Source organism: Streptomyces sp. Tu 2975 (assembly GCF_009832925.1).
Lineage (GTDB): Bacteria > Actinomycetota > Actinomycetes > Streptomycetales > Streptomycetaceae > Streptomyces.
In genome coordinates this window covers 4444642-4468523 of record NZ_CP047140.1, presented here as the reverse complement: position 1 = coordinate 4468523, position 23882 = coordinate 4444642, and the positions used below count along the sequence as shown (strand labels likewise).

Below are 23882 nucleotides of genomic sequence, written 5' to 3'. Positions count from 1 at the left end.
GGACGTCGCCTGGCAGCGCGCGCACCCTTGGTCGCTCAATGGTGTGACGATCGGCCTTCCGGACATCGAACGGCCCCTCGTCCTACGATGATGCTCTCGACAGCCGCCAGGAGGCCCGCATGTCTGCCGCAGCAGTCGAGCACCCCTGTGACGGCGAGCCGCCGACGCTGCTCGAAGAGGCCAGCCGCCTCATGGAGCACAACCCCGGTTATCGCGTCGAGATCATCGGCGGCATCCTCACCGTGACCCCGCCCCCGGACGGCGCCCACGCCAGGACACTCACCCAGCTGATGCTGCCCTTCGTGTCAGCCGGGCTGCACGGCGAAGAGACCGTGATCCTCCAGGCCGTCGGACTCTGGCTCCCCGACGGACCCGAGGACCACACCATCCCGGAGGTCTACGCCCCCGGCCAGCAGATCGCCCTCCCCGCCTCGATCGGTGCCGAGGTGAAGCTCGACGCGACAGAACTGCTGAAGGCCGGGGCGCCCCGCCGGTCCGACGACGTCAGCGGCTGAGCCGCTGGAAGCGCCGCACCGCGAGCGGTGCGAAGACCGCCGTCACGATGATCGGCCACACCACCGCCATGAGCAGCGAGTGCTCCTGGATCCAGCTGCCGTCGCTCGCCACCGGGTTCCCGAACAGTTCGCGGGCCGCCGCGGCCGTGGAGGAGATCGGGTTCCAGGCGGCGATCGTGCCCAGCCAGTCCGGCATCGTCGACGGCGGCACGAAGACGCTCGAGATCATGGTGAGCGGGAAGGCCACCGCGTAGAGGCCGCCGGCCGCCTCCGGGGTGGGGACGAGCAGGCCGAGCAGGATGCCCACCCAGATCAGGCAGAACCGCAGGAGCAGCAGCAGCCCGAACGCGGCGAGCGCCTTCACGGGACCCGCGTCCGTGCGCCAACCCATCGCGAAGGCGGTGGCCGCGAGGATCGTCAGCTCCGCGCAGGCGACGATCAGGTCGTTGACACCCCGGCCGGTGACGACGGCGGAAGGCGCCATGGGCATCGACCGGAAGCGGTCGATCACGCCCTTCGTCGCGTCGGTGACCACCGCCATCGCCGTGTTCATGAAGCCGAAGGCCATCGTCATGGCGAACATGCCCGGCATCAGGAAGTCACGGACGCTGCCGCCGTCGGGCGACTTCATCGCGCCGCCGAAGACATAGCCGTAGAGCAGCACGGAGATGATCGGGAAGCCGAGCTGCCAGGCGATGAGGACCGGCTGGCGCCGGTAGTAGGTCAGCCCGCGCCGGACCACGTTCCAGCAGTCGGCCACCGCCCAGTAGGCGCGCCCGTGCCGGTCGTCGAGGCTCAGGTCCACCAGGTCCGTCGTACTCACGCCGCCTCCTCGGTCTGCGTGCCGTGTCCCGTCAGGCGCAGGAACACGTCGTCCAGGCTGGGCCTGCGCAGCCCGATGTCCTCCACGGGATCCGTTCGTCCTGAAGGGTGCGGGCGACCTCGGTGAGGGCCGCGACCCGGTCGGTCACCGGGGCGTGGACCCGGCGTTCCAGTTCGTCGGTGGTCGGGTCGGTGTCGGCGACCCGGGCCACGGTCTTGGCGATCGCCGGAAGGTCGGCCGCCTCGCGGGCGACCACCTCGATGCGGTCACCGCCGACCCTGTTCTTCAGCCCGTCGGGCGTGTCGTCGGCGATGGCCCGGCCCTGGTCGATGACGGTGATACGGGAGGCGAGCCGGTCGGCCTCCTCGAGGTACTGGGTGGTGAGCAGGACGGTCGTGCCGCCTGCGACGAGCCGGCGCACCGCGTCCCACACCTCGCCGCGCGAACGCGGGTCGAGGCCGGTCGTCGGTTCGTCGAGGAACAGCACATCGGGTGCGAGGATCATCGACGCGGCGAGGTCGAGCCGGCGGCGCATTCCGCCGCTGTACTTGCCGACTCCCTTGTCGCCGGCGTCCACCAGGTCGAACTGCGCCAGCAGTTCGGTGGCCCGCAACGCCGCGCGCCTGCCGCCGAGATGGAAGAGGCGGCCGAACATCTCCAGGTTCTGCCGGCCCGTCAGCACCTCGTCGACCGCCGCGTACTGGCCGGTGAGGCCGATGCGCCGGCGCACCTGCCGCGGGTCGCGCCCCACGTCGACGCCGGCCACCCGCGCCCGGCCGCCGTCGAACCGCAGCAGGGTCGCGAGGATCCGGACGGCGGTCGTCTTCCCGGCGCCGTTCGGGCCGAGCAGGCCGTGCACGGTGCCCTGGCGCACGGCGAGATCGAAGCCGTCGAGGGCCCGTTTGTCCCCGTACCGCTTCTCGAGTCCTTCTGCCGAAACGGCGTATTCGTCCACTGAGCCCCTCCGAGACGAGCTAACTGAGTACGGTGTACTCACATGAGAGTACACCGTACTCAGTTTCTCTCCAGGCGATTACGCTGACCCCATGACGACTGGGACGAGCGGCAGCAAAGACGTCTCGCGCAGCCTCGAACTGCTCTGGGGCACCGGCGAGCGACCCTCACGCGGCCCCAAGCCGGGCCTCACCCTCGACCGGATCGTCAGCGCCGCGATCGAGATCGCCGACGCGGAGGGCCTTGCCGCCGTCTCGATGCGCCGCCTCTCCACCGAGCTGGGTACGGGCACGATGTCCCTCTACCGCTACGTCCCCGGCAAGGCCGAGCTGCTCGACCTGATGCTCGACCGCGTCACGGGCGAGCCCCTGGAGAACGACGCGCACCCGCCGGAGTCCGACACCTGGCAGGACGCCGTACGCGCGATGGGCCGCGGCCACCTCGAGCTCTACCGGGCGCACCCTTGGCTCCTGAAGGTCAACCAGTCACGTACGGTCCTCGGCCCCAGCGCCGTGCGGGGGTTGGACGTCTCCCTGTTCGCGCTGCGGGAGATGCGGCTGACGGACCCGGAGCTGATCTCGGTGATCATCGCGGTGCAGAGCTTCGTCACCGGCATCGCGCGTATGGAGATCGAGGCCGCGGAGGCGGCGAAGCAGACGGGGCAGAGCGAGGAGGAGTTCTGGCGCGATCAGGAGCCGTTCCTGTCGAAGGCCATGGTCAGCGGTGAGTACCCGACCCTGGCGCATCTCTCGGAGGACGCCTTCACCTCGGACTTCGACCACTTCACCTTCGGCCTCGAGCGCCTGGTCGAGGGGTTCGAGACACTGGTCAGCGCACGGGCGAAGGACGCCTGACCCGCGGCAGGCCGGCCGGAGCGGGTCGCGGTGACTCCCGCCGGGACCGCGACCGGACGCCTCAGCCCCGGCGCCGGCGCAGCGCGAGGACCAGCACCGCGCCGCCGCCGAGCACGAGCAGGCCGTACGTCGTGACGTCGCCCTTCTCGTCGTCCCCGGCGGCCTTTCCGCCGTCCGCCGGCGCCCCGGGGCTCTTCGCCCCGCCGCCGGAGCCCGGTTCCTTCTCGACCGCCACCCGCTCGACGGGGCTCTGCTCCCCTCGGTGCCGATCATCAGCGCCGTGCCGTCCGTCGTGTACGTCACCGACTCCGACTGGCCCTGGATCGGCGCGCGCACACGGTGGTCGGGCCCGAGGCGGCCGTCCTTCCACTCGTAGCCGCGGGCGCTGAAGTAGGAGCGGAGCACCAGCTCCGTGCCGTCGGGCGAGAAGGCGCCGTCGGTCACCCACGGCACCTCCCCGATCCGCCGGAAGACGTTGGTGGCCTCGGCGTCGAGCGTGGCCGGGCCCTCGTAGAGGCCGCCGCCGTCCTCGTTCTTGGAGGCGATGTACACACGGCCGGTCTTCGGATGAACCATCAGCGCCTCGGCGTTGCGGGCGCCGTCCGCGTACCTCACGTCGAACTGGGTGGCGGTGACGGTTCGGTCGCGCAGCCGCTCCGGCTCGGGGAAGCGGTAGATCCAGACGTGGTCCCAGCCGCCGTCGAGGTTGTCTCCGATGTCGCCGACGTAGATGTTGCCGTCGGGGCCCACGGAGATCGCCTCCATGTCCCTCGGCTCACCGACGCCGCGCATGTTGATCGTCGCCACCGTCTCGCCCGTCGCCGAGTCGACGCCGAAGATCCGCGGCTGGTCCTGGTCGTTGTGCGTCCAGTAGATCCCGGGGTGCGCCCGGCTCGCCGCGAGCCCGCTGGACTCGGTGATCCGTGGGTCCTTGATCGTGAACCCTTCCGACCCGCCGTCGGCCGCGGCGGCGGGGCAGGCGGCGGCGAGCACGAGGGCGGCCGTCAGGCCGGTGACGTACGGAAGCGAACGCATGCCCCAAGCCTGCCATCCCGGCCGGGCGGCTCCTACGGGCGTACGGCGGTGACCAGCCACGCCGTGCTGCGCAGCCGGACGGCGCCGTCCTTCTCGTACGGCCGCAGGATGTCCGCGAGCCGGCGCCGGGCCCGCTCGCCGGTCGCCTCGTCGACCTGGCCCAGCAGATGGCGGCCGGGTCCAGAGCCCATGAGGAACGCGGTGGCGTCCTCGGCGTCACGCCCCCATCTCCCGTACGCCTCGGCGGGCTCGACCGCGACGTCGGTGAACCCGGCTGCCGTGAGGACCTCGCGGACGCGGCCGGGATCGGCCAGGGAGAACATGCCGGGCCCTCCGGTGACCCCGAAGCCGCCCATCGGCAGCACGTCCCGCAGGCCGGCCAGCGCCTGGATCCACTCGTTGCCGTCCCCGCCGGCGACGAGGAACGCCGCACGGCCGGCGGTGCGCAGGCCGCCTCCGATGTTGGCGAAGGCGGCCACCGGGTCGGCGAAGAACATCACGCCGAAGCGGCTGATCGCCACGTCGAAACCGCGGCCCGCGAGGGGATGGACCTGGGCGTCGCCGTGCTCGAAGGTCACGTTGACGAGGTGTTCGGCGCGTGCGGAGTCCCGGGCGCGCTCCAGCATCGGCCGGGACAGGTCCAGGCCGGTGGCGTGCCCGTCGGCCGCGCGGCGGGCCGTCAGCCTGGTGGTGGCCCCGGCGCCGCAGCCGACGTCGAGGACCGAGTCCTCGCGGCCGACGGCGGCGGCAGCGAGCAGCGCCTCGTTGAAGCCCTCGTTGACGGCGTCCCAGCGGTCCTGGTTGCGGGCCCAGTGGGTGCCCTCGTACCCGTTCCAGGCCTGCTCCTGCTCGGTGTTCACGATGTGTTCCACGACGCTGCCTCCCGCTAGAATGGGCGTATGCCCAAACAGTATGGGCGCTCGCCCATACTGTCCATCGCGCCACGCAGAAGACTCGGAAGGCCCTGGATGTCACCCCGTGGAGTAGCCGTCCCCGACGCCCGCGAACGCCTCTTCGCCGCGGCGGAACGAGTCGTGGCCCAGGGCGGCCCCGGCGCCCTGACCAGCAGAGCCGTCACCGAGGAGGCGGGCTGCTCGAAGGGGCTGCTGCACGCGCACTTCGCGGGCGGGCTCGACGAGTTCGTCGCCGAACTGGTCCTCGACCGGCTCGCCCGCACCGCCGCCCTGGCGGACCGGCTCCCCTCACGGACGGGGCAGGACACCGTCACCGCGAACCTCACCGACGTCGCCACCGCGCTGTTCACCTCCACCGGGCCGACCGTCTCCGGGCTGGCCCTCACCCGCCCCGGCGTCGCGATCCGCTTCCGCGAGGCGATGGCGTCGGGTGCACCGGGCTTCACCACCGTCCAGGAGGCGGTCACCGCGTACCTGCGGGCCGAACAGCGCCTCGGCCGTGTCGACGGCCGGATCGACGCGGAGGCCGTCGCCCTCGCGCTCGTCGGCACGGTCCACCATCTGCTGATGACGAGTCACGCGGGCACCCCCGACCCGCACGCGCAGATCCGGCGACTGGTCACGGCGCTGGCGGGTGGCGGGCCTCACATCGCGGACCAGTGACGGGTTACCGGTGGGTTCGGCCATGATGTCGACCATGCGATTCCTGTTCGTCGGCGATTCCATGACCATCGGGCGCACCGGCGACTTCACCTGGCGCTACCGGATGTGGCAGCACCTCTCCGCCCTCGGTGAGCCCTTCGAGATCGTCGGACCGCGCCGCGAGCTGTACGACACGGAGGCGAACGCCCCCGTGTCCCACCGGTACGCCGACCCGGGCTTCCCCGGCGCCGCCCGCCGCCACCTGGCCGGCTGGGGCGAGGGCTGGCTGCACATGGCTCCCCTGATCCGCGAGACGGTCGCCGCGGAAGTGGCCGACGTCCTCCTGGTCTCGCTGGGCCTGATAGACCTCGGCTTCTACACGGACAGCGACCAGACCGCGGGGAACGTGCGGGAGTTCGTCGCGCAGGCCCGCCTGGCCAATCCGGGCGTCCGGATCGTCATGCTTCCTGTCATCCCGAACATCCGCGCCCGGTCCGACCGGCCTTTCGCCGCCGAGTGCGACCGGTTCAACGACCTGCTCGCCAAGGCTGTGGCCGACCTGGACACGTCCGCGTCCCCGCTCCTGCTGGCGTCGCACCCGCCGTCGTACGACATCGACACCGACACCTACGACGGCACCCACCCCGGCCCGAGCGGCGAGATCAAACTGGCCGGGGCGTTCGCGACGGCGATGCACCAGGCGTGGGGACTGGGCGGGACGTACGGCGTCGCCGCCTGAGCGGCCCCTCCCGTACGGCGACGCCGCCCGAGCGGGCCCTCCGCGCGGAAACCCGGGTGCGGGCGTCTCCCGCGGCTGCGACCCTGCCCGTATGTCCACGTTCGAAGACCTCGTCGCCGAAGGCGAAGCCGTCCCCACCGAGGGCTGGGACTTCTCCTGGTTCGCCGGCCGCGCGACGGAGCAGCGCCCCTCCTGGGGCTACGCGAAGCTCCTCGCCGAGCGTGTGCCGAAGGCCGAGGCGGTCCTCGACATCCAGACCGGCGGCGGCGAGGTCCTCGCCTCCGTCCCGGCCGCCCCGCCGGTGCTGGCGGCGACGGAGTCCTGGCCGCCGAACCTGGAGATCGCCCGGCGCAACCTCGCCAGGCTGGGCGCTGCGGTCGTCCAGGCCGGCGACTCGGCCGATCTGCCGTTCCCCCCGGCCCACTTCGACCTGGTCGTCAGCCGCCATCCGGTGAGCACCCGGTGGGACGAGGTCCACCGTGTCCTGCGCCCCGGCGGCACGTACCTCTCGCAGGCCGTGGGCGACGGCTCGGTCCGCGAGCTCACCGACTTCCTGATGGGCCCGCAGCCGGTCGACCCGTCACGCAGTCCGTTCACGACCGTCACGGCCGCGGAGGCCGCCGGCCTGGACGTCGTCGATCTGCGTCAGGAAGCGCTGCGGATGGAGTTCCGCGACATCGCCGCGGTGGTCCACTTCCTGCGCAAGGTCATCTGGATCGTCCCGGGCTTCACCGTGGACGCGTACCGTGACCGGCTCGCGGCCCTCCATGACTTCATCGAGCGCCACGGGCCGTTCGTGGCCCACTCCAACCGCCTCCTGATCGAGGCCCGCCGCCCGCGCGGCTGACGCCGGACGGTCCGCGATACGGTGCCGCGGAGCGCCGAACCGGGGAGATCACGCAGATGACCGTCATACGCCGCCTGGCGCTGTACGTGGCGCTGCCGCTGGCACTCGCCGTCGTCGCCGGCTACGGCTGGTACCGGCTCAGCGACACGGGCAAGCGCTGGCGCTACGAGGACCGGCTGGCGACGTACTGCCAGGGACTGGTCCCGTCCGAGGAGTCGGCGGTCTTCACCGGCTACGACACCGAACAGGGACTGCCGAACGACGTGCACCACGGCGGGTCCGACGGCTACGAGTTCTGCGTGGTCGGGAAGACGACGCTCACCATCGCCCTGATCCCGGAATCCGCCCGGGACGACGACGGCGCCCGTGGCGTGTTCGACGAGCTGCGCTCGAGCAGGACGGGAACCCTGCCGATGCCGCTGGGCGGCGGCTGGCACGGCTACACCGACCTCGACAGCACCGCCGTCGTCCTGAGTTGTGGCAACAAGGACGCGTCCGTCGTCGTCCACACGGCCGGCCGCGGCAGCGCGGTGGCGGGCCGTACCACCGCCGAACTCGCAGCGGCCACCGCCGTCAGGGCGGCCGAGCACCGGAACTGCCAGGCCCAGCCCGGCGGTCGGGTGCCCCCCACCCCCGCGGAGCCGGAGGAGGAGTCCCGCTTCGCGGCGAAGGGAACGTGCGCGGGGATCCCGATGCGCGACATGGACATCGTCCACTGGATCAAGGAGACGCCGACGGCGGACTCCTCGGTGATGGAGACCTGCGTGCTCGGCGAGACCGAGGCCCGTGCCGAGGAGTTGTTCCAGGTCCGCGCCTACTTCGGCCCCTTCGCCCAGGCCTGGTACCCGGGTGACGGGCCCGGCCGGGACGCGGGCCGGCACGGAAGCGACTTCCTCTGGGCCACCGCCGAGTGCCCCGGGACCGGAGCCCGCGCGCTCTTCACGATCTCCACCACGGTCTACGTCCACGAGGACGTCGAGGACTTCGCCCGCGCGGCCCTCAGGGGCTTCGCCGAACGCGCGGCCGGCCAACGCGGCTGCACGGACCTCCGGTTCCCGGGCTGAGACCCCGACGCACACGTGCCGCAGCGGTCCTCAGCCGCCACGGGCGTGCCGGGACCGCTCCAGGGAAGCGAGCACAGCCTGGGTGACGACGTCCGGTCTGCTGCTCTGGATGTAGTGGCCCGCGGCCGGAACCACAGCGTGCTCCCCGCCCGCCACGGACGCGGCGACGGATCTCTGCAGCCCGGTCCACCGGCGTCTCATACGCTGCGGCATCCCCCGGCTCGCGCTGAGGACCGTCACGGGCACGTCAGGCAGCCTCGACGCGGCGCGGCGGCGCCGGATCTCGGGGGTGGCCTTGACGATCATGCGGTACTCGTCGACGGCGGTAAGCACCTGCTGCCGGCTTCCGGAGGCGGCGAGCCAGGCGGCGGCCAGCAGCTCCCGCACCCGCGGATCGTCGGTCGCCCGGGAGGCCTCGCGCACGGCGTCGCGGTGTCGCGACCGGCCGGTGAGCCGGAGAGAGGTACGCACCGCGAGCTGACGCGCGTACGCCCCTTCCGCCAGCCGGCCGGCCCACGGCTGGAACTCCTCGTGCGAAGGGTCGAGCAGCACGAGCCCCGCCACCAGGTCCGGTCGGGCCCACGCCACCAACTCGGCCAGCTGGCCGCCCCAGCTGTTGCCGACCAGGACGCACGGGCCGCCGCCGGCCCGGGAGAGCAGCGCGGCCAGGTCCTCGACGGCCGAGTCGAGCGTGAGCCGGGGAACCGGGTCGCTCAGGCCGAGCCCCGCCCGGTCGTACGCGATCACTCGGGTGCAGCGGGCCAGGGGCGCCAGTACCTGCGTCCACATCATCGACGACCCGGCGCTCGGCGCGTCCAGCACGACCGCGGGCGCGCCCTCGCCCACTTCGATCCAGCGCAACTTCCGCCCGTGGCGGTCCAGTTCGCCGCGCACCGCCCCGCCCGGCACCAGCGCTCCGACGGCCTCGACAACCGCGTCGTCCACGACGCCCCCTCCAGATCTCGCAACCGGCGCTTGCGCCAACGAATCCGCACGGGCGAGGGTTCCGCCGCGAGACCTGGAGGGTGCTTCGTGGCCGGTCCTCACGCCTCGGCCGAGTGAAGCGGGCGCTGTCGCCGCTGCCGGAGGGTCGCGGAGCCGCAATCGCCCCGGGCGTCAGCCGGTGAGCAGGTCCGGGTTGTCGGCCAGGGCGGCGAGGTGGGCGCGCGGATCGTCGATCAGCCTTCGGGTCGAGAGGTCGAGCATGCCCGCCACACCGGAGATCTCCGCGGCGACCGTGCCGTCGTCCTTGACGATCTGCTGCTCGACCGTGAAGGTCTTGCCCTCCCGGTAGACGAACCGGCAGGTCACCCGCACCTCGTCGCCGCCGCGCAGTTCGCGCAGGAACTTGACCGTCACCTCGAGCGCGACCGGTCCCACGCCGCTCGCCAGCAGCTTCTCCTGCGGCAGACCGGCGGCGCGCAGCAGCTCCCAGCGGGCGTGCTCGGCGTACTGCAGGTAGACGGCCTGGTTCAAATGGCCCTGCGTGTCGAGCTCGTAGCCCCGCACGGTCACGTCGGCGAAGAAGGTCATGCCGGCGGCAACAGGGCGGCCCGGTCCGGTATTCCCGCCGGCGGGAGGCCGGCAGGTCGACGGGGCGCGCGTGCCCGGCCCTCGGTGGGGACGTGGACCGGGCAGCGACCGGTCGGGACGGCGTCAGAAGACGAACGGGCCCGGGTTCTGCGGTGACGTGGCCGTGCACTCGGCGGTGATGCCGAAGACCATGACGGTCAGGCTCTTCGCCTCGAGGCTGTCGCCCGCCGCGACCGTGCCGTCGAGCGGGCCGGTGGAGACGGCTCCGCCCGCGGGGATCGCCGGGTTGGAGTTGCCGGTGAACGTCGCCGTGTCCGTGCCGTTCCTGGACAGGGTGAGCGTGGACCGGACGGAGTTCGCGCCGATGGGCAGGGGCGCGGTGATGGCCGCCGTGGAGAGGGCGATGGTCGCGGCCGTGCCGTCCTGTGCGGCCTTGAGGGTGGCGGTGCCGGAGCCGTACGAGCCGCAGTCGAAGGACAGTGTCGCCGTCTCGGGCGTCACCCCGTGGGCGGCGGGGGCCATGGCGAGGGTGACCGCGGCCAGGGCGGCGGCGGCGAGCAGGGTGCTGTTCCTCAGATGGTTCCGCATGGGGGAATCCGCCTTCGTGTGGGGGTCACGGGCTGGTGGGGGCATTGCGGCATGTGCGGCACCGGAAGGGAAGGGAGACACAGCACCCCCGGCCCACAACGGCCGGATTCCGCCCCTCCTCAGAGCGCGGCCCGCGTCAGCCGGTTCGCGAACGTCGACATCGTGTAGGTGCCGATGCCCATGACGACCTCCAGCGCGTTCTGCGAGGTGAAGCCGTGCGCCAGGAAGTCGCGCAGCTCCTCGTCGCCGACGGCGCCGGCGGTACGGAACACCTCGAGGGTGAACTGCCGCACCGCCTCGAGCCGTTCGTCGTGCAGCGCACGCTGCTCGGACAGCGCCGCGATCAGCTCCTCGTCCGCACCGAGGGTGCGCAGCTTCCCGGTGTGCATGGCCACGCACACATGGCACTCGTTGCGTGCGGCGACCGTCATGACGACCACCTCGCGGGCGACCGGGTCGAGCGTCGTCGTCTCGAAGGCGGCGCTCAGCTTGAGGAAGCCCTCCAACAGATGCGGCGACTCGGCCAGCCTGGCGACCGCCGACGGCAGACGGCCGAGCCGCTGAGTGGTGGCCTCCATGGCACGGCGGGACGCGGGCGGGGCGGAATCCAGGGTGTGCTCGGTGAACATGGCAGGCTCCTACAATGGACAACATGGTTGACGAACCGCTCCCCGAGAACGTAAACCAGGTTGTCGAACAGCGCAAGGTGATTGCCGACCCGCCCGGCTACGAGCTGCCACTGCTCCTCTTCGCCGGGTTCCGCTCGCTCATCGACACGCTGCACGCCCGACTGGCCGAGCAGGGCCACCCCGACGTACGGCCCGCCTACGGCTTCGCCATGCAGGCCATCGGCGCGGAAGGGGCCACCGCCAGTGACCTCGGCCGTCGACTCGGCGTCTCGAAACAGGCGGCCGGCAAGACCATCGACCGTCTGCTCTCGCTCGGCTACGCGGAACGCGCCGACGATCCGGCCGACGCCCGCCGCAAGCTGATCCGCCTCACCCCGCACGGCTTCGACGCACTCGCCCGCTCGGCGGCGATCTTCGACGAGCTGCGCGCGGAATGGGCGCGGGCGATCGGCCCCGACCGCCTGCGCGACCTCGAATCCGCCCTGCGCACCCTCACCCCGCCGGGCGGCATCCGCCTGGACGCGGCGGGCTGGCTGGGCGGCGCCTGACCCGTTCCAGGGTGGTCCCCCGCGAGTGAGCCCGAGCCGGGCGTGGGCCGCCGCCCCCGGCCGGGAGCGGCGGCCGAGGCTCACCAGGCGAACGCCTCCGGGGAGGGACCCGGCCCCGGGAAGATCTCGTCGAGGGCCGTGAGCACTTCCTCGCTCAGCTCCAGCTCCACCGCCCGCAGCGCCGACTCCAGCTGCTCCGCCGTGCGCGGGCCGACGATCGGACCCGTCACGCCCGGCCGGGTCAGCAGCCAGGCGAGCGCCGCCTCACCGGGCTCCAGGCCGTGCTTGTCGAGCAGGTTCTCGTACGCCTGCACCTTCTCCCGCAGGGCCGTGTTGGCCAGCGCGTCGGCGCTGCGGCCGGTCGCCCGCCGGGAGCCCTCGTTCTCCTTCTTGAGCACCCCGCCGAGCAGTCCGCCGTGCAGCGGCGACCAGGGGATGACGCCGAGGCCGTACTCCCGGGCGGCCGGGATCACCTCCATCTCGGCGCGGCGCTCGGCCAGGTTGTACAGGCACTGCTCGCTGACCAGGCCCAGCGAACCGAGACGGCGGGCGGTCTCGTTGGTCTGGGCGATCTTCCAGCCGGGGAAGTTGGAGGAACCCGCGTAGAGGATCTTGCCCTGCTGGATCAGTACGTCGATGGCCTGCCAGATCTCCTCGACCGGGGTGCGCCGGTCGATGTGGTGGAACTGGTAGAGGTCGATGTGGTCGGTCTGCAGGCGCTTGAGCGAAGCGTCCACCGCGCGGCGGATGTTGAGCGCCGAGAGCTTGTCGTGGTTGGGCCAGACCTCGCCGTCCGTGCCCATGTTCCCGTACACCTTGGTGGCGAGCACGACCTTGTCACGGCGGCCCTCGCCCTTGGCGAACCAGCTGCCGATGATCTCTTCCGTGCGGCCCTTGTTCTCGCCCCAGCCGTAGACGTTGGCCGTGTCGAAGAAGTTGATGCCCGCGTCGAGGGCCGAGTCCATGATGCCGTGGCTCGTGGCCTCGTCGGTCTGGGGGCCGAAGTTCATTGTGCCGAGGACGAGTCGGCTGACCTTGAGTCCGGTGCGTCCGAGCTGCGTGTACTTCATGACGTCCAAGCCAACGCCTTCGAGCGCGCTCGAAGCAAGGACCGGTCCGCGCGAGGACGGGTCCCGAAGCGGGGGCACCGGGCGTTACGGCTCTTTCGACGGCGAGCCGCTCGGAGCACGGATGCCGGCGCTGCGGGCCCGGCGCCGTGCGGAGGCGGACACCTGGGTGTTCCGCCGGCCGGTCGCGGGACGCGTCAGCCGACGGCCGCGGCCACGGCGACGATCACGAACATCAGCACCAGCGCCGCGGCCATGATCTGGTTTCTGGTCTTGGGATTCACCCGTCGAGGTTAACCCGCGGCCCCGAGGGGCCAGGAACCGACCACGTCGTACCGGGGCTGCTCACCCGCCACCCCGCTGACGGGCAGGTTGCTGCGTACGAGGGCGAGGTCGGCCACCTGCCACGGGGTGCCCTCGAAATCGGCCAGCGCCTCGACGTACGGACGCAGGTCACCCGCCTCGCGGGCCCGGGCGATCGTCAGATGCGCCTGGTAGCGGCGGTGCTCCTCCATGCTCACGCCGGCGCGGCGGGCCGCGGCGTCCGAACGCTCGGCCAGCAGCCGCATCTCCTCCAGACCGCCGGCCGCCCCGACCCACAGCGCGCGGTGCCCGAACCGGCCACCCTGGTGCAGCCGCAGCGGAAATGCCGACGTCCTGTGCGCCGCCCGCGCCAGCCGCTCCCGCAGCTCGGGCACGATCTCGTCGTCGACCTCCCCCATGAACGCGAGCGTGAAGTGCCACCCGGCGTGCCCCGTCCAGCGGAGGGAATCGGCGGCGGGAAGCCGACGGAGCCCTGCGACCTCGGTGGCGAGTTCGTCGACGGCCGTGGGGGGTGGAAGTACGGCGGCGAAGAGTCTCATGGGGTTCAGTGTGCCGCGCCAGGGCTCCGCTGCGCGGGCGGTTCTCCCCGACCCGCCCCTTCCCGGAACCGGGCGGAGCCCGGTTCCGGGAAGGGGCGGGGAGGGGGCAAGGCCCGCCGCAGGCGCCACCCGCACCCCCGCAACCGCCCTCCCCCGTAGCCCTTCGGGCCCGGCAGGTGCCCGAAGGGCTACGCCGCCGTCGTCAGCCGCTCCCGCGCCACGAACCGCACTTGCGGATGCCCGCGGTGCCAGCCGACCGACAGTCGCAAGCCGCCGACCCGCGCCAGCATCACGCCGACGCCGGCCGCCGCCACCGCGGCCACCGCGCCGCCCGCGGCGAAGCCGACGCGTGCGCCGTACGTGTCGGTGACCCAGCCGACGAGCGGCGCGCCCAGCGGCGTGCCGCCGGTGAAGACCATCATGAACAGGCTCATCACCCGGCCCCGCATCAGCGGATCCGTCGCCATCTGGACGCTGGAGTTCGCGGTGACGTTGACCGTCAGGCCGAACATGCCGATCGGGACCATCATCACCGCGAAGATCCAGAACGCCGGGGCGAAGGCGGTCACGATCTCCAGCACCCCGAAGAGCACCGCCGCGCCGACCAGCAGCCGCAGCCGCGAGGTGCCGCGCCGGGCGGCGAGCAGCGCCCCGGCCAGGGAGCCGGCGGCCATCAGCGTGTTGAGCAGGCCGTACGTACCGGCGTCGCCGTGGAAGACGTCGTCGACGAACGCGGACAGCCAGATCGGGAAGTTGAAGCCGAAGGTGCCGATGAAGCCGACGAGGACGATCGGCCAGATCAGCTCGGGCCGGCCCGCGACGTACCGCAGGCCTTCGCGCAGTTGGCCCTTGCCGCGCGGGGCGCGTTCGACCTTGTGGAGTTCGGAGGCCCGCATCATCAGCAGTCCGGCGATGGGCGCGACGAAGGACAGGCCGTTGAGCAGGAAGGCGTATCCGCTGCCGACGGCGGTGATCAGCACACCGGCCACGGCGGGTCCGACGAGGCGCGCGGACTGGAAGTTGGCCGAGTTGAGGGAGACGGCGTTGCGCAGCTGGTCGGGGCCGACCATCTCGGCGACGAACGACTGCCGGGCCGGGTTGTCGACGACGGTGACGAGGCCGAGCAGGAACGCCGTCAGGTAGACGTGCCAGACCTGGACGTGGCCGCTGAGCGTCAGCACGGCGAGCGCCAGGCCGGTGAGGCCCATCGCGGCCTGGGTGGCCAGCAGCAGCTGCCGTTTGGGCAGCCGGTCCGCGAGCACCCCGCCGTACAGGCCGAAGAGAAGCATGGGGAGGAACTGCAGCGCGATGGTGATGCCGACGGCGGACGCGGATCCGGTCAGGCTGAGCACCAGCCAGTCCTGGGCGATGCGCTGCATCCAGGTGCCGGTGTTGGACACGACCTGTCCGGTCGCGAAGAGCCGGTAGTTGCGGATCTTCAGCGAGCTGAACATGCTCTGCTTGCGGTCGTGCCGGGTGGACGGGGTGTCGGGGTCGGTCGGTGCGGGGGCGGAGTCTGCTCCGGATCCCGTACTCAAAAGGGTCGCCTCCTCAAGGCTTGCGTGTGGGGCGGACGGGCGGACGAGCTGCGCTTCCGCCGGCCGTCATTGCAGGTGTGCGAGCTTCTCCAGGACGGGGGCGGCTTCGCGCAGCTTCGCCCACTCCGCCTCGTCCAGACCTTCGGCGAGCGAGGCCAGCCAGGCGTTCCGCTTGCGGCGGGACTCCTCGAGCATGGTCTCCGCCTGTTCGGTCTGGCTGACCACCTTCTGCCGGCGGTCGTCGGGGTGCGGCTCGAGCCGGACGAGTCCCTTGGCCTCGAGCAGCGCCACGATGCGGGTCATCGACGGCGGCTGCACGTGTTCCTTGCGGGCCAGCTCACCGGGGGTGGCCGAGCCGCAGCGGGCGAGTGTGCCGAGAACCGACATCTCGGTGGGGCTCAGCGATTCGTCGACGCGCTGGTGCTTCAGGCGGCGGCCCAGCCGCATGACGGCCGAGCGGAGCGAGTTCACGGCGGCGACGTCCACGTCAGTACCGTGGGACAGGTCAGGCATGTTGTTAGCGTAACTCATTACCCTGGCTAAAGACCAGCGGGTTACGGGGCCGATAGATGTGTCACCCATATGAGTGAGACGCAGCCGGAAAGTGACGTCTACGCGGCGGGAGTCAGGCGACTCTGACCGCATGAAATCGACGGTGCTCAGCCTGCGCATGGACGGTGAGCTGCTCGACCGGCTCCGGCAGCATGCGGCGAAACGACAAATGAGCGTCCAGGACTATGTGGTCCGGACGCTCATTCGCGACGACTTCGACGAGCGCTTCAAAGCGGCGGTCGACGAGACGGAGAAGTTCTACGGCGTCACGTGAGGGACCCTCTCGCGGGCGGCCCCGCCCGACTGCGGCGCCGAACGGCTCCGCAGAAACGATCACGCGGCAGCGTGGAGACAGGGGCGGTCCGTCAGGCAAGGGCGATCCGTCAGGCGTGAGCGGTCCTCAGGTGGTGAGGCCGAGGGCCGGCATGGCGTAGTAGAAGACGAACACCGCCGACACCGCGTACATCGCGGCGGGCACCTCGCGCCCGCGTCCCACGGCCAGGCGCAGCACGCTGAACGTGATGAAGCCGATGCCGATGCCGTGGGTGATCGAGTAGGTGAACGGCATCATCACCATCGCCAGGAAAGCCGGCGCGGCGATGGTGAAGTCGCTCCAGTCGATGTCCTTGACCGAACCGGCCAGGATCAGGAAGCCGACCGCCACCAGCGCCGGCGTCGCCGCCTGGGACGGGACCATCGTGGCGAGCGGCGTGAGGAACAGCGCCAGCGAGAACAGCGCGCCGGTGACGACCGACGACAGGCCCGTGCGGGCCCCTTCGCCGACGCCGGCCGTGGACTCCACGAAGCAGGTGTTGGCGGAGCACGAGGCGGCGCCGCCCGCGGCGACGGCGAGGCCGTCGACGACCAGGACCTTGTTGATGCCCGGGTAGTTGCCGTCCTTGTCCATGAGCTTCGCCTCGTCGCCGACGGCGAGGATGGTGCCCATCGCGTCGAAGAAGCAGGACAGCAGCACGGTGAAGACGAACAGGACGCCCGTCAGCAGGCCGACCTTCTCGAAACCGCCGAACAGGCTGACCTGGCCGAGCAGGCCGAAGTCGGGCGTCGAGAGCGGGTTGCCCGGCCACTCGGGCGTCGTCAGACCCCAGGACTCGATGTCCGCCACGGCGTGGATGATCATCGCGATCACCGTCATGACGACGATCGAGATGAGGATCGCGCCGGGCACCTTGCGGATGATCAGTGCGAGGGTCAGCAGCGTGCCGAGGGCGAAGACCAGGACCGGCCAGCCGAGCAGATGACCGCCGGTGCCCAGCTGGAGCGGGACGGTGGTGTGGGCGGCGTCCGGGATGCGGGTGATGAAGCCCGAGTCCACGAGCCCGATCAGCATGATGAACAGGCCGATACCGATCGCGATCGCCTTGCGCAGGCCGAGCGGAACGGCGTTCATCACGCGCTCACGCAGGCCGGTGGCCACCAGCAGCATGACCACGACACCGGCGAGCACGACCATGCCCATCGCGTCCGCCCAGGACATCTGGGGCGCGAGCTGGAGGGCGACGACCGTGTTGACGCCGAGGCCGGCCGCGAGCGCGATCGGGACGTTGCCGATGACGCCCATCAGAAGGGTCGAGAAGGCCGCGGTCAGCACGGTGGCGGTGACCAGCTGGCCGCCGTCGAGCTGGTGCCCGTACATGTCCTTCGCGCTGCCGAGGATGATCGGGTTCAGCACGAGGATGTAGGCCATCGCGAAGAAGGTGGCGAATCCGCCCCGGACCTCGCGGGCGACCGTGGAGCCGCGTTCGGTGATCTTGAAGAAGCGGTCCAGACCGCCGGACGGCTGCGGGGGCGTGGGCGGCAGGCCGGGAGACCCGACCTCGACGGTGGCCGTGGGGGACATGCGGAAACCTCAGACGTACGCGAAGGGGGGCGACACGAGAAGGGCAGAGAAAACCGGCCACACCTGGACGATCCAACGAAGGAATCCAGTCAGCCGGAACCAGTTTCAGTATGAACATATGAACGAAAGATCGCCACTCTCCGCGCGTAGACCTTGTGGTCACCGGCCCCTCGGCCGTCCCGCCTACACTGTGCACATGGCCAAATGGACCCCCCGGCACGAGGCACCCGAACCCCTTGAGGGACCGATCGTCGCCACCATCACCGGCGGCACGATCCTTTGGTTCGTGATGTTTCTCGCCCAGGTCCCCTTCTACAGCTGGTTCGCCGACCGCGACCTGACCTGGTGGGTGTGGACCTGCCTGGCCGGCGCGGGCCTCGGGCTCATCGGCATCTGGTACGTGCGCAGCCGGGAAGCCGCACTCGAGCGCGCCCGGACCTCCGACGCGGCCGGCTCCGCCGAGCACCCGGAACCGGGCACCCCGTCCGGCCCGTAGTCCCCCAGGGGGATTCGTGTCCGACCGTGGTCCGATCTTCCCGCCGCCCAGGGGGTGAACGGCCCGGCCCGGCCGTAACGTCGGAACCATGACGCAGCGGGCGGACAGGGGCCGCGGCCCCGAGCCGGAAGGACCCGTCATCGACGCGGGCGCAGAACTCGACCCCGTACACCCCCGGCGGCCACCCGGCGGTGGGCCGCCCGCCACGGGTCTCACCTCCGCCGAGGTGGCGCAGCGGGTCGCACGGGGCGAGGTCAACGACGTACCCGTACGCAGTTCACGCTCCGCCGTCGACATCGTCCGCGGCAACGTCCTCACACGCTTCAACGCCATCATCGGCGTCCTGTGGGTGATCATGTTCTTCGTCGCGCCGATCCAGGACAGCCTCTTCGGCTTCGTGATCATCGCCAACACCGGCATCGGCATCATCCAGGAACTGCGCGCCAAGAAGACCCTGGACTCCCTCGCGGTCATCGGCGAGGCGAAACCGAGAGTCCGCCGGGACGGTGTCGCCGCCGCGGTCTCCACCTCCGAGATCGTCCTCGGCGACCTCGTCGAACTCGCCCCCGGCGACAAGGTCGTCGTCGACGGCGAGATCGTGGAGGCCGACAACCTGGAGGTCGACGAGTCGCTGCTGACCGGCGAGGCCGACCCCGTCCTCAAACAGCCCGGCGACCAGGTCATGTCCGGGAGCTTCGTGGTCGCGGGCGGCGGCGCGTTCACGGCCACGAAGGTCGGGCGGGAGGCGTACGCGGCGCAGCTCGCGGAGGAGGCGTCCCGCTTCACGCTCGTCCACTCCGAGCTGCGCTCCGGCATCTCCACGATCCTCAAGTACGTGACGTGGATGATGGTCCCCACCGCCATCGGACTGATCATCAGCCAGCTCGTGGCGAAGGACGACAACTTCAAGGACTCGATCGCGAGGACCGTCGGCGGCATCGTGCCGATGATCCCCGAGGGGCTCGTCCTCCTCACCTCCGTCGCCTTCGCGATCGGTGTCATCCGCCTGGGCCGCAAGCAGTGCCTGGTGCAGGAGCTCCCCGCCATCGAGGGCCTCGCCCGCGTCGACGTCGTCTGCCTCGACAAGACCGGCACCCTCACCGAGGGCGGCATGGACGTCACCGAACTGCGGACGCTGGACGGCGCGGACGAACAACGCGTCCGGGCGGTCCTGGGCGCGCTCGGCGCGTCCGACCCGCGGCCGAACGCCTCACTCCGAGCCGTCATCGCGGCCTACCCGGACGGCGGTGAGCACCGCTGCACCGCCGCGCTGCCCTTCTCCTCCGCCCGCAAGTACAGCGGCGCGACCCTCGCGGACGGCGACGGCACGAGTTCGACCTGGCTCCTCGGCGCGCCCGATGTGCTGCTGCCCGCCGGCAACCCGTCCCTCGCCGAGGTCGACCAGCTCAACCGGCAGGGACTGCGGGTGCTGCTCCTCGCGCGGGCGGAAGGCGCCTTGGACGCCCCGGAGGAGAAGACGCCGACCGCTCTGGTCGTGCTGGAGCAGCGTCTGCGCCCCGACGCGTCGGCGACCCTGCGCTACTTCGCCGACCAGGACGTGGCGGCGAAGGTCATCTCCGGCGACAACGCGGTCGCTGTCGGCGCGGTCGCGGCCAAACTCGGCCTGCCGGGCGCCGACGCGACGGTCGACGCGCGCAAGCTGCCGGCCGAGCGGGAGGCGATGGGCGCGGAGCTGGAGGGGGCCGCGGTCTTCGGCCGGGTCGCTCCGCAGCAGAAACGCGACATGGTCGGCGCGCTCCAGGCCCGCGGCCACACCGTCGCGATGACCGGCGACGGCGTCAACGACGTCCTCGCGCTGAAGGACGCGGACATCGGCGTGGCGATGGGGGCGGGCTCGGAGGCGACGAAGGCCGTCGCCCAGATCGTCCTGTTGAACAACAGCTTCGCGACGCTGCCGTCGGTGGTCGCGGAGGGCCGCCGGGTCATCGGCAACATCACCCGCGTCGCCACACTCTTCCTGACGAAGACGGTGTACTCGGTGCTCCTGGCGATCCTCGTGGTCTGCAGCCAGGTCGAGTACCCGTTCCTGCCCCGGCATCTGACGCTGCTCTCCACCCTCACCATCGGTGTCCCCGCCTTCTTCCTGGCCCTCGCCCCCAACAAGGAGCGCGCCGAACCCCACTTCGTCCGCAGGGTGATGCGCTACGCCGTCCCGGCGGGCGTGATCGCGGCGGCGGCGACGTTCTGCGCGTATCTGCTGGCCCGCTCGCACTACTCGGGTCCGGCCTCGCTGGCCGCGGAGACGAGCGTGGCGACGCTGACCCTGTTCCTGGTCGCCATGTGGGTCCTCGCGATCATCGCCCGCCCCTACACCTGGTGGCGGATCGGCCTGGTGGCGACGATGGGCCTGGGCTTCCTGCTGGTGCTGACGGTGCCGTGGCTCCAGGACTTCTTCGCGCTGAAGCTGGTGGGTACGACGATGCCGTGGACGGCGGTCGTGATCGCGGCGGTGGCGGCGGCGCTGCTGGAGCTGTCGTGGCGGGTGGTGGGGCGGCGCTTCCCCGCGTAGGCCTCCGGACCTGCGAGGGGGCCGGCGTGGTGGCCGGGGAACCGCCGCAGGTGGAGGACATGGTCGTCGCCCCGGCGAACGGCATGCTCTACGCGGGCCAGGAGCGCGTGGGCGTCTGGCTGATGCCCGCCGACCTCACCGGCAGGCCCGTCCTCGTCGACAAGGTCCGCGAGTACGCCGTCCCCGGCACGTACGACGAGGAGACCGAGGAGTGCACGCCCGGCGCCGACCCCGGTCACGGCGGCACCCGGCCGGCAGCCGACGTCGAAGGGCCGGCCCTGCTCACCGAGCCTGACGGCGACGGCTATGTGATCGCCTCCGGTCAGGGCGACAACACCTTCGCCCTCTACGACCGCGAGGTCCGCGAGGTCCGCGAGGTCCGCGACAGGAACGAGCACGAGGGCGGCTTCCGGGTCACCGCCGGGCCGACGTCCTCGACACCGTCGACTGAGCCGGGCCGCGTGGGGGCGGCCGACTGCCGCCCCCACGCAGACTGCCGCCGTCCGGTCAGGCGTGTGCCCAGTCGTGCGGCGCCGGTGAGTGGTAGAGGCTCTCGATGTCGTCCGGCACGGGTGCGTAGAGCGCTTCGTCGTTCCGGCGGTGGCGGCCGGACTGCATGGCCTCACTGTCTCCGGTCCTCGGCGACAGCCGGCCCTCAGCGGCCAGGTACTGGGCGCGCAGCAGCAGCGTCCTCGGGCTGAGGCCGAGTTCTTCCGCGACTGTCTGGAGGTCCAGGCCGGACTGCCAGCTCCATTGAAGTACGGAGTCCATGCCGGGCGACCAGACCACCGAGTCCTCGGGCGGCCGTGCCACGTGCTCGGCCGTCGGTACCGGCACACTCGGCGGGATCGGTGCTTCCATGCGTGGATGGGGGAACGGGACGTCCGGCGACACGGGCTCGTCCTCGCGAGGGACAGGCGCCACAAAGTGATCCGGTCGAGCGGCGAGGATGTGTTCGGCGACGGTGCGGGCATCGGTCTTACCGACGGTTCTCCGGGCTACGCGAACCTCGCGGGCGTTCAACCCCATGAGATCGGCGACCGCGCCATCGCTGCCGACCGTGACAGCGAACGCGGCGAGCGTACGGGCTCGGTCAGCATGCGCCTCGTCCAGGATCGCCCGCGCCTGCCGCACCTTGTCGTCGCTGCTACAGAACGCCTCAGCCAGGAGGGTGTTGCGCTCCCAAAGGTCACGTGGTTCCACGCCCCAGCCAACGATCTTCGACGACGGGGGACACTTGACCCGGGCACCGAATACCCCAAATAGCCCATAATCCCCATTTACAGTCGATCTACTGAAACATCGATCCACAATCGGACTCGTTCCCCGGTCAGGGCCTGCTCATCGTGCAGGACGACCGCACACCCCCGGCGTACGGTGAACCCGAAGCCACCGGCTTCCAGTTCGTTGCTCTGGGCGACATCCTGGAGCCGTCGATCGGTCGTGGGTGCCGCGCAAGGGGCGCGGCACCCCGCGGGACGCGCCTACGGCCGGGCGTAGGGCCGGGTCATGATCTCCATGTTGTGGCCGCTCGGGTCGTCGAAGTACGCGCCGCGACCGCCGAACAGCCGGTTGATCGCGCCCGGTTCGGTGTGGCTCGGGTCGGCGTAGTACGTGACGCCGATCGCCTCCAGGCGGGCGATCATCGTGTCGAACTGCTCGTCGGGCACCAGGAACGCGTAGTGCTGCGGCTGGACCGGCTCGTCGGTCAGCTCGTAGTAGTCGAGTGTCACGCCGTTGCCGAGGTCCACGGGCAGGAACGGCCCGAACGGCGCGGCGACCTCGACACCCAGGACGGCGGCGAGGAACTCGGCCGACAGCCGCCGGTCCTTGGCGTACACGGCGGTGTGGTTCAACTGGACGGAAGTGACAGTGGGTTGCTGCTGAGGCATGGTGTGGCGACTCTCCAGGTCTTGGTTCCTCAAGGGACAGGTCAGAGAAGGAGAGACAACGGCGGACCCCTGGCCCGCCCCGCGCTCACGCCGAGGCCGGGCGCCTCACTCGTGCGTGGCCCATGGCCGACCCGGCAGTCACACGGCCGAGCCTAGCCTCCGGCCAGGAACGGCGCACCTGAGTAAGTAGGCGTACTCATGACAGCGCCGTCCGCAGGGCGAAAGGATCAGCGGACCGCGTACGCCCCGCCCCTCCTTGACCGCCGGAGTGCCCAGGTGAAACGTCTCGCCCCCACCGTGACCGGCGTTGCCGCCGTGCTGGTGTCGCTGCCCTTCGTCGCCGGTTGCGGGACCGTCGTCGGCGACGCCCCGGACGCCACTCCGACGCGCGTCACGTCGAGCGCGCCGGACATCGACCACGAAGCGCGGGTCAAGGCGGCGAAGGCCGCGCACGACCGGAAGTTCCCGGAGGTGGCGAAGGTCTGCGCCGACGCACCGGCGAAGCCGTCCGAGGAGCCGTCCCCTATTGAGTCGCCCACCGACCCGTGGGCCCGCAGGGTCGCCGAGAACCATGCCTACAAGCAACAGGTTCGGATGGACGCCGACGCCCGCTGCCGGGGCGACGCCCACGCCCGCCGGATCAACGCCGGCCTGGAGGGCGTACACGACGAGAAGGCGCTGCGCTCCGCGCTCGGCCGGCTCGGCTACCCGCCGGAAACGGTGGATGTGTACGAAACAGGTGCCGCCCCGGGTTTCACGTTCAGCATCCCGGACGCCGGTCCGTGCATCACGGGCACCCTGACCGACCCGGCGGAGATCGAGGCGCACGGGCACTACGTCGAGGGCGGTTGCAGGGAACCCAAGGGCGGGCACTGAGCGGCCACTTCGGCCCAGACGGTCTTCCCTGCGGGACGGCGCGGCTCCACGCCCCACCGGTCGGCCAGTACGTCCACGAGCACCAGCCCCCGCCCCGACACGTCGTCGGCGGCGGGGGCCCGTACGTCGGTCGGCGGCTGCACCGGGGACGCGTCCGCGACCTCGACGCGCACCCGCCGTGCGTCCAGCGTCAGCCCGAGCCGGAAGTCCCGCCCCGGCACCCGTCCGTGGCGTACGGCGTTCCCGGCCAGCTCCGCCACCAGCAGGGCGACGGTGCAGGAGAGGTCGGAGTCGGCGGGGTGGCCCCACTCGGCCAGGTGCCGCACGGCGACCCGTCGGGCCAGCCGCGCGCCTCGGGGCGTCGCGCCGAACAGTGCCGCGAACCGGCCTTCCGTGCCCGGCTCCTCGTCCGCCGCCCGCTGGTGGTCCGGGCCTTCGCCCGGCGTCGTCATGGTCTTCAGCACTGTGTCGCCCATCCCGGTTCGCCGCTCTCTTGAGGCACGACCCGTGGGTGTACGGACCGTG

Annotated in this window: 26 protein-coding genes and 3 pseudogenes; 13 read left to right on the top strand and 16 right to left on the bottom strand. The window is 71.4% G+C overall.

Features of this window, described 5'->3' with window-relative positions:
• Positions 1 to 119: 119 nt before the first annotated feature.
• Positions 120 to 515 carry a hypothetical protein gene (locus GLX30_RS19860; RefSeq protein ID WP_159690696.1) on the top strand — a complete coding sequence of 132 codons (396 nt, stop codon included), beginning with the start codon at positions 120 to 122 and terminating at the stop codon, positions 513 to 515.
• On the opposite strand, the gene GLX30_RS19855 is transcribed toward GLX30_RS19860, so the two are convergent.
• Complete coding sequence (locus GLX30_RS19855; RefSeq protein ID WP_159690694.1) at positions 505 to 1338, bottom strand: ABC transporter permease; 834 nt, start codon at positions 1336 to 1338, stop codon at positions 505 to 507. The two genes, GLX30_RS19860 and GLX30_RS19855, sit on opposite strands and share 11 nt — an antisense overlap.
• Positions 1335 to 2293, bottom strand: a pseudogene (locus GLX30_RS19850) (ATP-binding cassette domain-containing protein). Before GLX30_RS19850 ends, GLX30_RS19855 begins: the two are co-directional and overlap by 4 nt.
• 91 nt (positions 2294 to 2384) lie before the next feature.
• On the opposite strand from GLX30_RS19850, the gene GLX30_RS19845 reads away from it, so the two are divergent.
• The gene (locus GLX30_RS19845) at positions 2385 to 3146 is read left to right on the top strand and encodes a TetR/AcrR family transcriptional regulator (protein ID WP_159690691.1); all 762 of its coding nucleotides are present in this window, start codon (positions 2385 to 2387) and stop codon (positions 3144 to 3146) included.
• Between the two features lie 61 nt (positions 3147 to 3207).
• Here the strand turns inward: GLX30_RS19845 and GLX30_RS19840 are convergent.
• Together GLX30_RS19840 and GLX30_RS19835 are read right to left on the bottom strand one after the other, a co-directional pair.
• A pseudogene (locus tag GLX30_RS19840) lies at positions 3208 to 4181 on the bottom strand (WD40 repeat domain-containing protein).
• 32 nt (positions 4182 to 4213) lie between these two features.
• A complete protein-coding gene (locus GLX30_RS19835; RefSeq protein WP_159690688.1) occupies positions 4214 to 5053 on the bottom strand; it encodes a class I SAM-dependent methyltransferase in 840 nt (279 codons plus the stop codon).
• A 96-nt stretch (positions 5054 to 5149) separates the two neighbouring features.
• Between GLX30_RS19835 and GLX30_RS19830 the strand changes: the two genes are divergently transcribed.
• The 4 genes from GLX30_RS19830 (at position 5150) to GLX30_RS19815 (ending at position 8387) form a co-directional block, all read left to right on the top strand.
• The gene (locus GLX30_RS19830) at positions 5150 to 5758 is read left to right on the top strand and encodes a TetR/AcrR family transcriptional regulator (RefSeq protein WP_159690685.1); all 609 of its coding nucleotides are present in this window, start codon (positions 5150 to 5152) and stop codon (positions 5756 to 5758) included.
• A 34-nt stretch (positions 5759 to 5792) separates the two neighbouring features.
• Positions 5793 to 6476, top strand: coding sequence for a GDSL-type esterase/lipase family protein (locus tag GLX30_RS19825; protein ID WP_159690682.1), 684 nt, complete (start codon positions 5793 to 5795; stop codon positions 6474 to 6476).
• A gap of 91 nt (positions 6477 to 6567) precedes the next feature.
• A complete protein-coding gene (locus GLX30_RS19820; protein WP_159690679.1) occupies positions 6568 to 7323 on the top strand; it encodes a class I SAM-dependent methyltransferase in 756 nt (251 codons plus the stop codon).
• A 56-nt stretch (positions 7324 to 7379) separates the two neighbouring features.
• Positions 7380 to 8387 (top strand): hypothetical protein, encoded by a 1008-nt coding sequence (locus GLX30_RS19815; RefSeq protein WP_159690676.1) that lies wholly within the window; start codon positions 7380 to 7382, stop codon positions 8385 to 8387.
• Between the two features lie 30 nt (positions 8388 to 8417).
• Here the strand turns inward: GLX30_RS19815 and GLX30_RS19810 are convergent, their stop codons facing one another.
• The 4 genes from GLX30_RS19810 to GLX30_RS19795 all read right to left on the bottom strand — a co-directional run bounded on the left by GLX30_RS19810 (position 8418) and on the right by GLX30_RS19795 (position 11137).
• Positions 8418 to 9332, bottom strand: coding sequence for an alpha/beta hydrolase (locus GLX30_RS19810; protein ID WP_159690674.1), 915 nt, complete (start codon positions 9330 to 9332; stop codon positions 8418 to 8420).
• A gap of 171 nt (positions 9333 to 9503) precedes the next feature.
• Positions 9504 to 9920: a thioesterase family protein gene (locus tag GLX30_RS19805; protein ID WP_159690671.1), complete on the bottom strand. Its 417-nt coding sequence runs from the start codon at positions 9918 to 9920 to the stop codon at positions 9504 to 9506.
• Positions 9921 to 10043: 123 nt separating this feature from the next.
• Positions 10044 to 10508 (bottom strand): hypothetical protein, encoded by a 465-nt coding sequence (locus GLX30_RS19800; RefSeq protein ID WP_159690668.1) that lies wholly within the window; start codon positions 10506 to 10508, stop codon positions 10044 to 10046.
• Between the two features lie 119 nt (positions 10509 to 10627).
• Positions 10628 to 11137 (bottom strand): carboxymuconolactone decarboxylase family protein, encoded by a 510-nt coding sequence (locus GLX30_RS19795; RefSeq protein WP_159690665.1) that lies wholly within the window; start codon positions 11135 to 11137, stop codon positions 10628 to 10630.
• 23 nt (positions 11138 to 11160) lie between these two features.
• On the opposite strand from GLX30_RS19795, the gene GLX30_RS19790 reads away from it, so the two are divergent.
• Positions 11161 to 11685, top strand: coding sequence for a MarR family winged helix-turn-helix transcriptional regulator (locus tag GLX30_RS19790; RefSeq protein ID WP_159690663.1), 525 nt, complete (start codon positions 11161 to 11163; stop codon positions 11683 to 11685).
• Positions 11686 to 11765: 80 nt separating this feature from the next.
• Here the strand turns inward: GLX30_RS19790 and GLX30_RS19785 are convergent, their stop codons facing one another.
• The 4 genes from GLX30_RS19785 to GLX30_RS19770 form a co-directional block, all read right to left on the bottom strand.
• Positions 11766 to 12755 (bottom strand): aldo/keto reductase, encoded by a 990-nt coding sequence (locus tag GLX30_RS19785; protein WP_159690660.1) that lies wholly within the window; start codon positions 12753 to 12755, stop codon positions 11766 to 11768.
• A gap of 290 nt (positions 12756 to 13045) precedes the next feature.
• Positions 13046 to 13615: an RNA 2',3'-cyclic phosphodiesterase gene (thpR, locus tag GLX30_RS19780; RefSeq protein ID WP_159690658.1), complete on the bottom strand. Its 570-nt coding sequence runs from the start codon at positions 13613 to 13615 to the stop codon at positions 13046 to 13048.
• 188 nt (positions 13616 to 13803) lie between these two features.
• Entirely contained in the window at positions 13804 to 15153 is a 1350-nt protein-coding gene (locus tag GLX30_RS19775) for an MFS transporter (protein WP_159690656.1), read from the bottom strand.
• 66 nt (positions 15154 to 15219) lie between these two features.
• Positions 15220 to 15666 carry a MarR family transcriptional regulator gene (locus GLX30_RS19770; RefSeq protein WP_159690653.1) on the bottom strand — a complete coding sequence of 149 codons (447 nt, stop codon included), beginning with the start codon at positions 15664 to 15666 and terminating at the stop codon, positions 15220 to 15222.
• A gap of 130 nt (positions 15667 to 15796) precedes the next feature.
• On the opposite strand from GLX30_RS19770, the gene GLX30_RS19765 reads away from it, so the two are divergent.
• The gene (locus GLX30_RS19765) at positions 15797 to 15979 is read left to right on the top strand and encodes a hypothetical protein (protein ID WP_005315906.1); all 183 of its coding nucleotides are present in this window, start codon (positions 15797 to 15799) and stop codon (positions 15977 to 15979) included.
• 126 nt (positions 15980 to 16105) lie between these two features.
• Here GLX30_RS19765 and GLX30_RS19760 read toward each other — a convergent pair whose 3' ends face one another.
• Positions 16106 to 17563 carry an NCS2 family permease gene (locus GLX30_RS19760; protein WP_159690650.1) on the bottom strand — a complete coding sequence of 486 codons (1458 nt, stop codon included), beginning with the start codon at positions 17561 to 17563 and terminating at the stop codon, positions 16106 to 16108.
• A 196-nt stretch (positions 17564 to 17759) separates the two neighbouring features.
• Here GLX30_RS19760 and GLX30_RS19755 point away from each other — a divergent pair, with 196 nt between their 5' ends.
• From GLX30_RS19755 to GLX30_RS19745, 3 genes and pseudogenes are all read left to right on the top strand, one after another.
• Positions 17760 to 18059, top strand: a complete 300-nt coding sequence (locus GLX30_RS19755; protein ID WP_159690647.1) for a DUF2530 domain-containing protein — start codon at positions 17760 to 17762, stop codon at positions 18057 to 18059.
• Between the two features lie 88 nt (positions 18060 to 18147).
• On the top strand, positions 18148 to 20589 hold the full coding sequence (locus tag GLX30_RS19750; RefSeq protein WP_159690645.1) for an HAD-IC family P-type ATPase: 2442 nt from the start codon (positions 18148 to 18150) through the stop codon (positions 20587 to 20589).
• Between the two features lie 35 nt (positions 20590 to 20624).
• Positions 20625 to 21011 (top strand): annotated as a pseudogene (locus GLX30_RS19745) (phytase); the annotation flags it as partial.
• An 85-nt stretch (positions 21012 to 21096) separates the two neighbouring features.
• Here the strand turns inward: GLX30_RS19745 and GLX30_RS35365 are convergent.
• Positions 21097 to 21450, bottom strand: coding sequence for a retropepsin-like domain-containing protein (locus GLX30_RS35365; protein ID WP_244258545.1), 354 nt, complete (start codon positions 21448 to 21450; stop codon positions 21097 to 21099).
• A 66-nt stretch (positions 21451 to 21516) separates the two neighbouring features.
• Here GLX30_RS35365 and GLX30_RS35360 point away from each other — a divergent pair, with 66 nt between their 5' ends.
• Entirely contained in the window at positions 21517 to 21855 is a 339-nt protein-coding gene (locus GLX30_RS35360) for a hypothetical protein (RefSeq protein WP_244258226.1), read from the top strand.
• A gap of 218 nt (positions 21856 to 22073) precedes the next feature.
• On the opposite strand, the gene GLX30_RS19735 is transcribed toward GLX30_RS35360, so the two are convergent.
• Positions 22074 to 22481: a VOC family protein gene (locus tag GLX30_RS19735; protein ID WP_159690642.1), complete on the bottom strand. Its 408-nt coding sequence runs from the start codon at positions 22479 to 22481 to the stop codon at positions 22074 to 22076.
• A gap of 276 nt (positions 22482 to 22757) precedes the next feature.
• Between GLX30_RS19735 and GLX30_RS19730 the strand changes: the two genes are divergently transcribed.
• The gene (locus tag GLX30_RS19730; protein WP_159690639.1) at positions 22758 to 23357 is read left to right on the top strand and encodes a hypothetical protein; all 600 of its coding nucleotides are present in this window, start codon (positions 22758 to 22760) and stop codon (positions 23355 to 23357) included.
• On the opposite strand, the gene GLX30_RS19725 is transcribed toward GLX30_RS19730, so the two are convergent.
• Positions 23315 to 23833, bottom strand: a complete 519-nt coding sequence (locus GLX30_RS19725) for an ATP-binding protein (RefSeq protein WP_159690636.1) — start codon at positions 23831 to 23833, stop codon at positions 23315 to 23317. The two genes, GLX30_RS19730 and GLX30_RS19725, sit on opposite strands and share 43 nt — an antisense overlap.
• Positions 23834 to 23882: the final 49 nt, after the last annotated feature.

Excerpts from the sequence above, each read along its gene's own strand:
- GLX30_RS19860 (WP_159690696.1), top strand. The coding sequence starts at position 120 with ATGTCTGCCGCAGCAGTCGAGCACCCCTGTGACGGCGAGCCGCCGACG.
- GLX30_RS19845 (WP_159690691.1), top strand. The coding sequence starts at position 2,385 with ATGACGACTGGGACGAGCGGCAGCAAAGACGTCTCGCGCAGCCTCGAA.
- GLX30_RS19830 (WP_159690685.1), top strand. The coding sequence starts at position 5,150 with ATGTCACCCCGTGGAGTAGCCGTCCCCGACGCCCGCGAACGCCTCTTC.
- GLX30_RS19825 (WP_159690682.1), top strand. The coding sequence starts at position 5,793 with ATGCGATTCCTGTTCGTCGGCGATTCCATGACCATCGGGCGCACCGGC.
- GLX30_RS19820 (WP_159690679.1), top strand. The coding sequence starts at position 6,568 with ATGTCCACGTTCGAAGACCTCGTCGCCGAAGGCGAAGCCGTCCCCACC.
- GLX30_RS19815 (WP_159690676.1), top strand. The coding sequence starts at position 7,380 with ATGACCGTCATACGCCGCCTGGCGCTGTACGTGGCGCTGCCGCTGGCA.
- GLX30_RS19805 (WP_159690671.1), bottom strand. The coding sequence starts at position 9,920 with ATGACCTTCTTCGCCGACGTGACCGTGCGGGGCTACGAGCTCGACACG.
- GLX30_RS19800 (WP_159690668.1), bottom strand. The coding sequence starts at position 10,508 with ATGCGGAACCATCTGAGGAACAGCACCCTGCTCGCCGCCGCCGCCCTG.
- GLX30_RS19795 (WP_159690665.1), bottom strand. The coding sequence starts at position 11,137 with ATGTTCACCGAGCACACCCTGGATTCCGCCCCGCCCGCGTCCCGCCGT.
- GLX30_RS19790 (WP_159690663.1), top strand. The coding sequence starts at position 11,161 with ATGGTTGACGAACCGCTCCCCGAGAACGTAAACCAGGTTGTCGAACAG.
- GLX30_RS19785 (WP_159690660.1), bottom strand. The coding sequence starts at position 12,755 with ATGAAGTACACGCAGCTCGGACGCACCGGACTCAAGGTCAGCCGACTC.
- thpR (WP_159690658.1), bottom strand. The coding sequence starts at position 13,615 with ATGAGACTCTTCGCCGCCGTACTTCCACCCCCCACGGCCGTCGACGAA.
- GLX30_RS19770 (WP_159690653.1), bottom strand. The coding sequence starts at position 15,666 with ATGCCTGACCTGTCCCACGGTACTGACGTGGACGTCGCCGCCGTGAAC.
- GLX30_RS19765 (WP_005315906.1), top strand. The coding sequence starts at position 15,797 with ATGAAATCGACGGTGCTCAGCCTGCGCATGGACGGTGAGCTGCTCGAC.
- GLX30_RS19760 (WP_159690650.1), bottom strand. The coding sequence starts at position 17,563 with ATGTCCCCCACGGCCACCGTCGAGGTCGGGTCTCCCGGCCTGCCGCCC.
- GLX30_RS19755 (WP_159690647.1), top strand. The coding sequence starts at position 17,760 with ATGGCCAAATGGACCCCCCGGCACGAGGCACCCGAACCCCTTGAGGGA.
- GLX30_RS19750 (WP_159690645.1), top strand. The coding sequence starts at position 18,148 with ATGACGCAGCGGGCGGACAGGGGCCGCGGCCCCGAGCCGGAAGGACCC.
- GLX30_RS35365 (WP_244258545.1), bottom strand. The coding sequence starts at position 21,450 with ATGGAAGCACCGATCCCGCCGAGTGTGCCGGTACCGACGGCCGAGCAC.
- GLX30_RS19735 (WP_159690642.1), bottom strand. The coding sequence starts at position 22,481 with ATGCCTCAGCAGCAACCCACTGTCACTTCCGTCCAGTTGAACCACACC.
- GLX30_RS19725 (WP_159690636.1), bottom strand. The coding sequence starts at position 23,833 with ATGGGCGACACAGTGCTGAAGACCATGACGACGCCGGGCGAAGGCCCG.